The organism is Paenibacillus sp. J2L1-98 (assembly GCF_056269405.1).
The window spans coordinates 54,440-67,924 of the sequence record NZ_JBWDNW010000018.1 but is presented as its reverse complement, the minus strand read 5'-3'; the positions used below and the strand labels follow the sequence as shown (position 1 = coordinate 67,924).

4 protein-coding genes are annotated in these 13,485 nt (G+C 49.2%); 1 reads left to right on the top strand and 3 read right to left on the bottom strand.

Annotated features, from left to right (window positions below; translation table 11 throughout):
• Window positions 1–95 precede the first annotated feature (95 nt).
• The 3 genes from AC0YNZ_RS23910 to AC0YNZ_RS23900 all read right to left on the bottom strand — a co-directional run bounded on the left by AC0YNZ_RS23910 (window position 96) and on the right by AC0YNZ_RS23900 (window position 11,070).
• The gene (locus AC0YNZ_RS23910) at window positions 96–7,664 is read right to left on the bottom strand and encodes a pullulanase (protein ID WP_475828998.1); all 7,569 of its coding nucleotides are present in this window, start codon (window positions 7,662–7,664) and stop codon (window positions 96–98) included.
• 691 nt (window positions 7,665–8,355) lie between these two features.
• Window positions 8,356–10,449, bottom strand: coding sequence for a methyl-accepting chemotaxis protein (locus AC0YNZ_RS23905; protein WP_475828997.1), 2,094 nt, complete (start codon window positions 10,447–10,449; stop codon window positions 8,356–8,358).
• Window positions 10,450–10,644: 195 nt separating this feature from the next.
• On the bottom strand, window positions 10,645–11,070 hold the full coding sequence (locus tag AC0YNZ_RS23900) for a DUF6157 family protein (RefSeq protein ID WP_475828996.1): 426 nt from the start codon (window positions 11,068–11,070) through the stop codon (window positions 10,645–10,647).
• A gap of 185 nt (window positions 11,071–11,255) precedes the next feature.
• Here AC0YNZ_RS23900 and AC0YNZ_RS23895 point away from each other — a divergent pair, with 185 nt between their 5' ends.
• Window positions 11,256–12,602: a glycosyltransferase family 2 protein gene (locus tag AC0YNZ_RS23895; protein ID WP_475828995.1), complete on the top strand. Its 1,347-nt coding sequence runs from the start codon at window positions 11,256–11,258 to the stop codon at window positions 12,600–12,602.
• The last annotated feature ends 883 nt before the right edge of the window (window positions 12,603–13,485 follow it).

Sequence of the window (13,485 nt, the reverse complement as noted above, 5' to 3'; positions counted from 1 at the left end):
TAAATAGTATGTGGCATATATATTTAACGGGCTCAACAAAAATAGGGACTGACTCCTCCGGTCTAATCTGACCTTTGGAGACAGCCCCTCTTCTTTTATTTGCCCAACAGGTTAAAGATGGCCTGCGCGCTTTCAGCACGCGTCATCTTGCCTTTCGGCACAAAGGCATTATTTGCTCTGCCTTTAACCAGTCCCAGCTCTGCTGCGGCAGCAACTGCTGCGGCGGCCCATTCGCTAATCAGGCTGCGGTCAGCAAACGCCGCTACAGCCGTCGCCGCAGTGCCCTCCTGCCCCATCTTCACCTCATACGCCCGTACGATCATGACCGCCATTTCCTCACGGTTAATCGTTTCGTTTGGCGCAAACTCATTGATGTTGCGCCCCTTAACGATGCCAAGCTTACTGGCTGCCGCCACGTAAGCGGAATACCATTTATCCGCGCCAACATCCGCGAAGACCGCTGTGCCTTCCGCCTTGACGCCAAGCGCGCGAATGAGCATAGCCGCGAATTGTGCGCGGGTTACGTTCGCTTGCGGCGCGAATTGCTTATCGTTAATGCCCGTCACGATATGCTTCGCAGCCAAGGACTTGATGGCCGCAGAAGCCCAATGACCGGCTTGAACGTCTATAAACGACTTGTCGTATTCCAGGACCGCATATTTGCTGAAATGGAATACTTCCGCCGTCATGCTGTCACCGTTCAACGTTCCTCCGATGAATTCAAGCTTGCCGTCATCACTCACATAGTAGACGCCGATGATGTCTTTATCTGCATTCGCGTTGACTTTGAAGGTGAGCGTAATCGGCTTTTCAAACTTCGCAGCCGGAATCGCCTTTCCGTCCTTCGTAAGAATGCCTAAGTGGAATTCATAGACCAACGAAGCAGCCTTCACATTCGTTTGACCTGCCTGAGTCCGGGCGATCAAGGCGCCCGCTTCTGCTGAACCTACTTGCTTCGCTTCAAATAAAATGCGGGAGCCGTCCGCTTCGCCTACGGGCACGAGGCCTTGAACCGAAGCTAGCACTCCACTCGGCAGCGTAATCGTAATTCCGCCTGCTTTCAGCTCCAACGCGTTGCCGCCCAGCGCAGCCGCTGCATGAAGCGGCAGAAGCACTGTGTTTTTCCCTTCATCCATTTGCACCGACGCTTTGCCGTCCTTGCCGTTTTTTAAGCTGCTTTCATCAACAACCTGAACGTCAGGCGCCTGTGGCGCGCTCTCCGGCGCATTCGGCGTCGGCACGTTAGTCGATACTCCGCTCAGAATAACCGTACCGCCTTCATTTCTGCCAGGTACGTCAATCGTCAGCTTGCCACCAGCTGAAACCGTGTAAAGCGTTCCGCTGTATTCGTCTTTTGCCTGTGAACCGGCCAAGAATGGAACCGTTAGCGCAACCGGCTGGCTAGCTGCCGCCGTGTTAATAACCGTTACGACATTTTCGCCGTTATACTGCTTGTTGAAAGCCAGATATCCTGACGCATCCGAGCCAGCCAGCTTTGTGCGCGCGCCTTTGGCAAATAACTTCGAGAACTTAGCTCTAATATTCAGCAGCTTCTCGTAATGGTCATGAAGCGCTTGCTCCGCCGTCAGCTGATCCCACGGCATATCTCCGCGATTTTCGCTGAATAAGCCTGCACTCATGTCACGCGCATTAGCTCCCGAGCGCCCCAGCTCTTCCCCGTAATAAATGACGGGTTGGCCTTTCGCCGTAATCTGTAATGCTGCTGCGATTTTCAGCTTTCCTTTGTCTCCATCCACAAAGTGAGAGAGGAAGCCATCCTCATCATGACTGCTTAAGAATTGACCCATCGTGCTTGTGTTATCCAGCTTTGTCTCACGATCCGCCAAATAAGCGTCAACCGCTTCAATCGAGCCGTTTGCAAAATCTTTCGCTTTGTCGTTAAAGCTGAAATCAAGCAAACTGTCCATTTGGCCGCTGCGAAGCATGCCTCCGTCGCTGTCTGCCGTACCGCCAAAATATTCGCCGATCAGCTTGAAGTTTGGATCGATCGTTGTCAGCGCATTTTTGAATGCCTTCCACGTCGTGCTCTCCACATGCTTGACCGTGTCTACGCGGAAGTAATCAATCGTATCTCCGCGCTCCGTTTTAGCGCGTTCCAGCCAGCCTGCCTGCCAAGCGATTATTTTATCGCGCACGGCCGGGTCTTCCGTTTTGAGGTCCGGCAGATTTGCCAATTCGCCTTCGATTGGATTTACGTCTGCTTGAACGCCATTTGTTCTCAGCATGCCCTCAAAGCGCGCTTTGTCCTCCGGTGTAATGCCAGGGCGGCTTTCATCCGCTTTCAAGCCGTAGCCTGTATGGTTAAGCACCACATCGACCATAATTTTAATGCCTTTGTCATGAGCCTTATTGATAAGCTCCTTGAACGTATCCATATCGCCAAGATGCTCGTCGAGCTTTGTAAAATCTTTGGCCCAATAACCATGATAGCCGTATTGCTTGCTGTTAAAGTCGACGCCTTTGTTGAAATCGATATTGTCAACAATCGGGGTAATCCAAAGCGTATTGATGCCAAGCTCCTGCAAATAATCCAGCTTATCGATCATCCCTCTGAAATCGCCGCCGTGATAAGCTTCGAGATGCCCCTTATCCACATCCGCATTATTCGCCGCGTCGCCGTCCGCGAAACGGTCGGTCAGTGCGAAATAGATGCGTGCCTCATCCCAGTCAAAGTCGAGTTTTCCGGCAAACGTTCTCGCCTTAACCGTTACCGATCCCGTATGCGTATGCTTATTGCCGTACTCGTCGATCAGTGTAATCGGTATTTCCTTTCTGCCGGCTGTAACGGTGTCCTTCACAGCAATCGATTGAGCGAGCAGCGTGGTATCAAAATAAACCTTTGCCGGTCCGCCTAATGCTGTCAGGTCCATATAGCCTTCTGTAAAAGCAACCTCTTCCGAAGCGGTTGCCTGCACGGTAAGCACCGCATTTTCGTTATACGATACCGCGGCCGGGTTAACCGCCGCCGTCATCGTTACGACAGGCTTGCGATACGTGATGAGTGACTTGCCGCCCTGCGTGTTCTTCGGATCGGTTATTTCAACTTCAGCTTCATCCTTCTTCGTTACAAGAAAGGTATATTCGTACGTGCCGCCTTCTACATCGGTCAGAGAATAAGCAAACCATTCCTTTGCCGCATCATAAACCATGTCATACGCCGTATCGTTTACCTTCACCTTCACGCCTGTCAGAGCGCTCATATTCCCATCTTTAAATAACTCGTCATCCCGGTATAGGAATGTAATGCCGCCATCCTTCAGAACAGGTCCATTAACAGCAGGCAAAATATCAAGCTGGCTGACCATACTCGTAATATTCACCTTTGTAAAAGCCGCATCCGGCGCGATCGTGATGACGCGGTCATCCGGAATGTCCTGCTTTGCGGTATTCCAGTCTGTTCCTTTGCGAAGCACGAAGCCTACGCTTGTCGTATCCGGCGAGATTTCAAGCATGACCGTGGCAATCCCGTTTTCGACTTTATCGAAAAGAATTTGGTCATTTTTCACACCGGTGTTCCAGACCCAAAGATTCCAATCCGTATAGTTTTTATCCGGACGGATGTAATTCAGCTGGACATAACGCTTCACCGAATCGTTTGAAACAGCTACCGCAGCGCTCGCGGTTAGTCCGTTATAAGAGACCGTGATGATTGCACTCCCTGCTCCAGCTGCTGTTACTAAACCGTTCACCGAAACCGCCGCTGCGGCTGGCTTATCGGACGAATATGCAGCGGCGCCCGTCACTTTTCTCTTACTGCCGTCACTGTATTTCGCGTAAACCTCCGTTTGGTGAGTGCTGCCGACCTGCAGCGGATAGCTCGCGCTGTCCAGCTCCAGCTCCGTCAGCACCGGCGCCGCAGCCTCCATCTTAATAATGACAGCCGTCAAAGGCTCAAGCGTGATCGAGTCCGCTGTCAGCTCAAAGCCGGATTGATCGGATACGGCCCGGGTTCCTGCCTCGTCATTATCTACAACCACCGTGCCTCCGGTTAAATCCTCCGAAAGCGTAAGCGTTCTTGCCGTACTGTCCGCATTCATAAGTACATAGTAATTTCCTGTACCGTCGGTTGCTTTGTTTTTGTAGCCGATAACAAGGTCGCTTGCTTGCATTTCCTCCGCATCGATAAGCGTAACGTTGGAATTAACCAAATCCTTGTCGCCTAGCCGAAACGCATCCGTATGCTTCCTAAGCTCGATCAATCCTGCCGTATATTCCTTCGTAACGTGGTTTACAGGAAATTGCACGGCATTATTAGCCTTCTGCCAATCAAACTTGTTAATGGCATCCGAGGAATCATAGGAATCATGAATAAAATAACCAAACGGATTGCCCGCTGCGTCTCTCAGCTCATGATATTTTTGCTCCGGAATGCCTTCTCCCAGCCATTGCTTCGTTCTTCCGTATTCTTGCCCTGCATGCAGGAAGGCCGTGCCTTGAGACGTTAAGATCAACAAATTGCCCAGTCGTATCCGCTTGTGAATTTCCAGATTATTGGCCGCTGCGGCCGGATCCTTCTTGATCGATTGCGTGATAACGTCGTACAACGGGAGATTGTCATGGGCTTCAATATACTGCACCATGTCACCCGGATCATCGGCAGGCGTATTGCCGGGCTGCGCCTTAATGTTATTCAGAATCGATGCAATACTTCTTGCGCCGCCTGTTATAAATCTAGGCTCCCCTTCCGAGCCGAAGCCGGATTTCAATTCATTGCGAATCTCATCGGAGAATACGCCGACATTGTCCGTTTTGTCCATCCAATCTTGATCCGCTCCTTTGCCCGCTAACGAAGCATCGGAGGCAGCGCCGCCGAACGTTCTCCAGCCTTCGCCAATAAAGAGCGCGTTCGGATTAATGCTTGCCGCGGCATCATAAGCATGCTGAACGGCGTCATAAGTGGCATCGCCCATCATATCCCAGCGCATACCGTCGATTTTATATTCATCGAACCAATACTTAACGGAATCGACCATCAGCTTCTCCGCCATTTTGTGAGAAGTCGCCAGATTGTTTCCGAAGCCGCCAATGTTGTTTCCGTTCGCATCTTGGAACGCGTAGTAATTAGGAACGATATCATTCAGGAAGCTGGCTTTCGCCATATGGGTGTAGACCACATCGAGCACAACCCCCATACCGGCATCATGGATGGCATCGATCAGTCCCTTTAATTCTTTGACTCTAAGCTCGGGATCTGCCGCATTTTCCGAATAAGCGCCGTCCGGCGAGAAATAGCTGTGCGGATCATAGCCCCAGTTGTATTCATTATCTACAGCCGAATACGCAAGCTCCCGCTCGTTCATATTGGCCTCGTCGCCAAAGTACCAGGCCATAACCGGAAGCAGTTGAACATGGGTAACGCCTAACGACTTGATATAATCCAGCTTATCCTTGAAGGCGCCGTAGGAGCCCCATCTCGCATTCAAATCATCTGCGATCGAAGGATCGGATGTAAAATCCCTTATATGCGCCTCCCAAACAATCGCATCTTCCCGTTTCTCATAACCGTCGATATCGGCAAAATCAAAGTCTGCCGCAGGATCGGTCTCACTTAAATCAACGATTGCCGCTTTACCGACCGCATCCCCGTCAGGTCCTGCTTCACCTTTCGTGTTGACTCTGAACTCCGCCATCGATTTCGCGTACGGGTCGAGCACTTTTCGGGTTACGCCGTCATTCGTTACTTCATATTGATAGAAATAGCCCTTCAAATCGGTTATGCCTTGGACATCCAGATCAGACGGTTCAATCGCTGCCATCCATACGCCCTTGTCGCCCTTCGTCAAATCCAAGCTGCCGACAAGCGTTGTGGAATCATTTTTATCGTAGACGTTAGCAACGACGGAGCTTGCTTTTGGCGCCCAGAGCTTCAAAATAACATTTCCCGAATCCGAATCGTAGCTCGCTCCAAGATCATTTCCTTCGTAATCATACATCTCGTCGAGCATTCGCCAGCCTGCAGCAGCCAATATCGTTTTCCCTTGATAGGTGACGCTCAGCGGCGTATTATTCAGTTGAATACCGGCCGTTACCAAGGCGGTCTTCTTGTCTGGATTTAGCGTGACTTGTTGAACAGCAACGGCTGCGCCGTTCTTATCCGTAATAGTGATCGCATTCTTCAATTCATCCGCCGCGAGACCGTCGGTCATCGTAAACCCGAGCAGAAGATTGCTTTCAGATAATATTTCTGCGGAAACAAGGCCGGTAGGCAGCTCCCAATATGGGGAAACGTATACGGCGTTGTCGCCTTGTCTGATCCAAAGCTGATCGTAGCGATCGAGAAGGTTAAAGGTTCGATCCCCGCCGTCCTTATCGCCTGATGTGCGATTGACGACCAGGAAGCTTATTTTTTGCGCATTTTCTTGTAACGGAATATCCACGTAACCGCCATAGCGGTCTACGTTGTCCGCAGCGAACGCAGAAGCGCCCGTCGGCCAGCCTGTCGATGGCACAGCCACCTGATCCCACAGCCACAAGCCGTAAGCGCTCTGATTTTGATCGTCTCTAACGTAGTGGACCCGTACTGTATTAGCCGGAAGCTCTGCCGGTTCATAATAAGTGACTTTATCAGAGCCTTGCTGAATCCAAACCTCATTCATTTCTGGAGAGCTAATTGCGACCGCTTTATCACCGCCGTCCTTCGCGCCATCTGACCGGTTAACAACTAGGAAGCCTACTTTCTTAGCGTTATCGGCGAGCGGAATATCTACATAAGCGCCGTAGCCGTCCCTCTTGTCGCCCGGGAAAGCCGCTGCGCCAAGCGGCCAGCCCGTAGATGGCGCGGCAACTTCGTCCCAAGCCCATATTCCTTGATTCTCATAGAGACCATCGGTCCGGTTGTAGTGAATGCGAAGATGGCCAGCCGGCACCGGATCCAAATTCGGATCCACCGGGTCCGGGTCCGGCTCCGGTTCAACAGGCGCCTGGAAATCGGCCGACACCTCATGCGTTTTGGCATTGTATTTAAAGGTTACCGGCAGGTCCTCCGGAAGGCTGAGCGCCCCATTTGTTTGCGGATACGCCTCATCGTCCCAAGTCGTTCCCAACACGATTTTGAATTCGTAATCTCCTTTGGGCACATCCTTAGTGATGGTATATACGCTGTCAAAATCAGAGTCCTCCAATAGCGCGAGCGCCGATAGCGGCGACCAGTCTGCAGAATCCCCGATTTCAGTCTGAAGACTCCCTACGATCCGGGGAAGCTTGCCGCCAGCTAACGGAGCGTAATACGTCGAGTCAGCGATTTGATGAGTATTATGATTATAATAAAAGGTTACCTCGGTCGCTTCTGCGATAGACAGCTTAATATTGCCGCCGTTTTCCTCACCGCTCGGGTTCGTATAGCTGCCAAAGCCGTAGCTTTCATCCCAGCTGCCATTAAGAGCCACCTTGTATTCATAATCGCCTGCAGGCAAAGCGGCGGTAAAGCTATAATATCCGCTGCCGCTGTCAATCATCTCGGTTGCTCCGGCTGCCGGATCCCAGTCCGCGCCTGCGCCGAGCTCAGATTGCAAATTGCCGACAAGCACAACCTTATCAGAAGCTGCGGCACTTGCTTGCAGCGGAATTGTGCCGATTATCGACCAGATCATAGCTGCAATAAGCACCATGGACAGCATTTTCTTTTGCTTTAAAACAAAGCTCATTCGGATGAACCTCCTCATTTATCGTTAAGCCCGTTCAAATCATAAAAGGAAGAAAGCCTTTACACAGCTGGCATTCTCTGACATAACACCTCCTTCTCTCTCCTCATTGAAAGCTGCAAAGTCCATGCAATCGTTTGCACAAAAAGCGAAATAAATGCAAACCTTTCTTCCACGCCTCTTTCCGCAGCGTTTAATACCAAAAAAAGAGCGATGAAAGCGTTTACCTATCCTCATATTAATACTGGAAATAAAGCGCTGTCAATTCATTTTCTTCGATTTATCCTGTTTCGATATGTATATTCATCAATTTCTGTTTAAATGACAACGTTTGCACAAATGTTGCACACCAAACAGAAATGATGGAGAAGCTGCTTCTGCGGCAACATTGTTTGGTAACAGTCCCGTCATGTCAATGCGCCTCATCATCAACGTCAACTGAAAAATAACAAACCAACGTCCAGTCCGGGCGTTGGTTTGTTTGAGTTAAATCGATTTCACCGTTATGATTGCAGACTACACGGACCGAGTATGTCCAGTGGATACTTCCGTTTTCAAATGGGGCCTTGTTCTCCATAAGATAAAGAACGAGAAAACCAAATTACCAGATATTTACGGTGGATTGTATTTTAAAAAAAAGACCGGCATATGCCCAGTGAATGTTTCCACCGAACGCTATGCCAGCCCTGTCTGCTTATATTTTAAATTGAGTCAGTTTCTCCAGCAGCTCCTGCACCATCGTGCTAAGCGCTTCAGCCGAAGCGGAAATTTCCTCCATGGACGCCAGCTGCTCCTCCGATGCCGCCGCAACGCTTTGCGAATCGGCAGAGGCCTCCGAAGCAAGATCGGCAAGCTGCACGACACTGGCAGAAATTTGTTCGGTGCTTGCTGTCATTTGCTGGGCTGCGGCCGATACCTCCTGAATTTGATCATTAACCTGGGACATTTCCGTCAGGATAGATGCAAATAGAAGACCGCTGTCCGTTACGCTCTTGACGCCCTGCTGCACCTTCTCGTTGCCGACTGCCATGGTTAGCGATGCATGCTTCGTATCCATGCGCACATCTTCAACCAAATCCGTCACTTGCTCCGCCGCTTGTTTCGTTTGCTCTGCCAGCTTCCGAATTTCCGAGGCCACGACGGCAAAACCTTTTCCGTGCTCCCCGACTCTAGATGCTTCGATCGCCGCATTTAATGCGAGCAGATTCGTTTGCTTGCTTATGTTCGTGATCATATCGATCATCCCGCCGATCTGATGTGACCGCTCTCCTAATCGCTGAATCGCGCTTCCGGTCTCCTCTACCGACCTTTGAAGCTCGGCCATTTGCGCTACTGCAGCTTGAAGTTGTGCGCTGCCCTGCTTCGTCTGATTGGCCACCTCTTCGGCGGATACCGATACAGCCGATGAGGAATCCGCAATCCGCTGAACGCCGATCGCCATTTCACTCATCGCCTGGGACGATTCCGATGCGTAATCATTCTGATTTTGCGCGCCTTCGGCGACGCGTCCAATCGAAACGGCGATCGTCTCGGCTGCTTTGCCCGTCTGCTCTGCACTGGCTGTCAACTGCTGCGAGGTTGCTCCAACCGCCATCGATAAATCGGAGACCAGCTGGAACATGCCGCGAAGCTTGCCGGTCATTTCATTAAAATGCCCACCCATAACCCCAAACTCATCAAGCGTTCGGATCTGCAGCTGCTGTGTCAGGTCTCCTTGCGCCATCACTTGCAGCTTATCCGATAGCGCTCGAATTGGCTTCACGACCATGCGCCATATAAGGAACGCCATAACGGCTGCCAAGATCAGCATCGCTGCCAGCGCCGCAATGCCGGCTTTTGTTCTGTCCCGGTTGTATGATGCCAAAATAACATCTTTCGAAACTGCAGCCTGCGTATACCAAGTCTGCTCACTGCCCGGCAGCTTAATAGGCTCAAATGCGCGCAGCACTTCGATTCCTTTGGAATTAACCGTGTAAGCCTTCATCTTCTGTCCGTTCTTAACCTGCTGCCATAATTGCTCCTTCTCAGGCCGATCGCCGTACGGCTTTAATACCGATTCCGGGTCATTCGGATTGGCAGCGTAGATGCCGTTTGCGCTAATAAGAGAGACATATCCGCCTAGCGGTTTATACTGCGCTGCCTCCTCTTGAAGCTGAGCAAGTGACAGATCTAGAAAAGCTCCCGAGTCGTCGAGTATAGGCTGGACGATTGATATCAATTGCACTTTCTCGCCTGCTGCCTCATATGTATACGGTTCTATATAAGCTAGCTTTTTGCTCGCCTTCGGGATAAGGTAATAGTCGCCGGTACCTTTCGTTTCATAGCCCTTTAAAGGCTCGGCAATGATTTTTTTGTTCTGTTGAAAAAGATAAGGCACGAATCGTCCCGTCGCGTCGTCATAATCCGATTTGTTCCGGTTCGCTGCATCATTATGATCGAATGCGTTAGGCTCCCAGAGCGTGTAGAGGCCTAATATTTCCGGGCGCTTTCCAAGCATATGCTTCATGATGGAAACGGCTTCCTCCCTTGAGAGACTTTGGCTGGTTCGCGTTTCTGCCAGCAGCTCCGACAATCCCTTCAAGGTTGATTCCAGCGCCGCAACATTATTTTGAAACTTTGTCGCGTAGTCTTTGCCTGCCTTCTCCGCTTGAAGCTCCCCGTTTGCTATGCTTAACGTCCTTAGCTGCTTTAAATTTACAAATAAAGTGGAGCCTAGAACGATTGCAATAATTAATCCAACTACAGAAATAAATTTGAATGTTAATGAAAGTTTCCGAAATACGGCCATTAAATCAACTCCAGCTGTCCATGATAAAACATTAATCGACAAAATGTACGCAATCGTGAATAGGTATAATTACCTATCATATTAATTGTATGTCAGGTCAATCATACATCTCTATATGACAAAAGCCGATGCACATCCGTAAGGATACATCGGCTCTCTGTTTAAAATGACGATAGAATGATCCAGCTTTCGCCGTTATTTTTTGCTGTTCCGCATCCCCGGCAGCACGGTCACGTTATGGTGCCCGCCTTCAACGAAGCGATGGTATTCGGCTGATTCCACAGGTATGAGCGCCATTTTGCCAGCCTCGTTAAAATGAATGCCCCAGCCATATTTCTTAGGAAGCATGGAGGCCCTTAGACAAGCCATCGGCTTTGAAAAAAACTCATTCCGAATTTCCGCCCCCCTTGCTTCCAGCTCCTCTGGCGCAATCTCCTTATGGCGAACATGCACCTCGTACATCAGCTCTTCCTGCGTATACCCGTACGGCTGACCCGCGGCCAGCTCGTATTCGAGACTCGGTTTCGTCCGTCCGCTCTTCTTGTCCGGAGGCACCGTCCCGAACTCCGCCGGGCAGTCCGGCGAAACGGTAATGAACGTATTATAGTAGTTCCAATTCATAGCAGTCTGCCTCCTAACCCAGGATAAAGCAATTGTAGCGGTATCTATACTTTTGAGGATAGTGGTATTTTTACCTTTTCGTCACAATTTAAAGCGAATTATGGGACTTACTAGTCTAGTATCCCCTCTTAATCGTCTCCCTATCCGAATGCTCTATTGGAATTGAATAATTGGAGAGTGAGAACTTGCAGTCTAAATTGATTACCAACAGAATTCATGACAAACAGCTTACACGTGCTTCTGAACCGTACGCAGGGAAATTTTGGATAAGCCAGATCGCGGCTATCGGTTGGCTTTTATTCGTCATCTGGCTATCCCAGCCGTGGATCCATCAACTATCACAATCAACAGGCATGATCGCCGCCTATTTGATTATTGCGGGTATCGCCTATTTACCTGGTTATATCAGTGCATTCACTTTGACCAGCTTGTTAATGGACAAGAAGGCAAAGCTCCCTACAGACAACCCTTCCATTCCAATCACAATATTGATCGCAGCCAGGAATGAGGAAATCGGAATCGGTGAAACGCTTGAACACATTGCCCGGCAAGAATACTCAGGACTTATTAAAATTATTCTCATTGATAACGGCTCTACTGATGGAACCGTAGACATTGCCCGGCAAACCGCAGAACGGATGGGACTGTCCCTGATTATTCTTCATGAGGAAATCCCGGGAAAGCACAACGCTTTAAACCGCGGCTTGAAAGAAGTAAACACTCCTTACCTGATTACACTGGATGCAGATACGTTCTTACACCCTCTCGCCATTCGGTTTTTAGCTGCAAAGCTGCAGAGCTCAAGCCCAGACGTTCATGCTGTTGCTGGTTCTCTGCTTGTACAGAATAATCGAGGTTCGTTTCTGGCCCGCATTCAGGAATGGGAATATTACTTAAGTATCGCTTCAATTAAACGAATGCAAAGTATTTATCAATCCACCTTAGTAGCCCAGGGAGCCTTCAGCATCTTTCGCTCGAATGCGGTCAAAGCAGCTGGGGGTTGGCCGGATTCCATTGGCGAGGATATCGTCCTAACGTGGAAATTTTTCGAGAATCACGGACGTGTATGCTTTGAGCCGGCCGCTATCGCTTTTACAGAAGTTCCTGAATCTTTCGTTCATCTAATCCGGCAGCGTAAACGATGGGCGCGGGGAATGATTGAAGCACTCAAACAAGTCTCTCCCTGGAAGATCCAGAGCCCGACAAGACGGTATTTTACAGGACTCGATTTGGTCGTTCCTTATATTGACTTGGCCTATACCTTTATTTGGATACCGGGATTAGTTCTTTGCGCTTTCGGATATTATGGAGTGGTCGGACCCAATGCCATCTTGGTATTACCTGTGACACTGATCATTTTTTATTTACTTAATCTATATCAGAACAGACTGTTGGGACAACTGGGCATCCATCAAAAGAAAAGCTTTGTAGGGCTGTTGGGCTTCATATTCTTATTCCAAATGATCATCGCCCCTGTGGCTCTTTCCGGTTATGCGGAAGAGATTTTCAAGCAAAAGCGCGTATGGAAATGAACGCCTGAAATTCAATCTTACGCTTAATTATTGTTAATTCGCAACTCTTCAGTGAACCTGTTAGCCGCAGTATTTAACCCTACAGGAAGAACTTAAATCTGGCATAATATCATTGTTCACGCTATTTGACGAATCGTTAATCACCGTCAATGGCGTGAGCTTTTGCATGCCACCTGCGATCACCGCATGAGGGCCCCTCAAAAAGAAACGCAAACAAAAAAAGCATGCCAAAAGTCCTTGACTGCCGCTGTTTTGTTGAACTATTCACATTAATTTAATCAAGGTCGCGTGCTGCTCCTTCGCTAATACAATTCAAAAGATCGAATCAACGCAAAAAACTATGACACGATCAGGCTGAATTTCAAAGAAGCGGAGTGCATTAGCAGCTCCTCTGACATTTCATAATCTTCTTTCCATATGATTTTAGCATCCTCAATGTCACAGGATTGTCTATCTAAGAGGAAACCACCCTGAGCAATTATCTCTTTCATTTCGTCTGCGAGTTTTCCATCTCGTTATAATTCCTCTCCACATTCATCATTCAGGGATTATGAGTCCCTCAGAACGGTCTGCCTCTACTCTAGTTCCCAAATATTAATCTTCAAATCGCAAAGTAAAGATAATTGCCCATTCGAGTCTGCTTAACGATTCCGGCGAGAAATCCGCAGTATGAATTTCATTGGTGCTCGTTGCTTGCATTCCCCATAGATAAACAGATTCGCCAGCAATAAATGTACGCGGTTCAGTATTATAGATTAATCCTCTTGTGGTCAACTGTTTATCCCATGGAATGGTAAAGGTATAACCGAGCCCTATTCCTCCTACAGCGGATGAAGTTAGTTTTATGCAAGCTTCACTTAGTTTCGTGTATGTAGCATTGGCC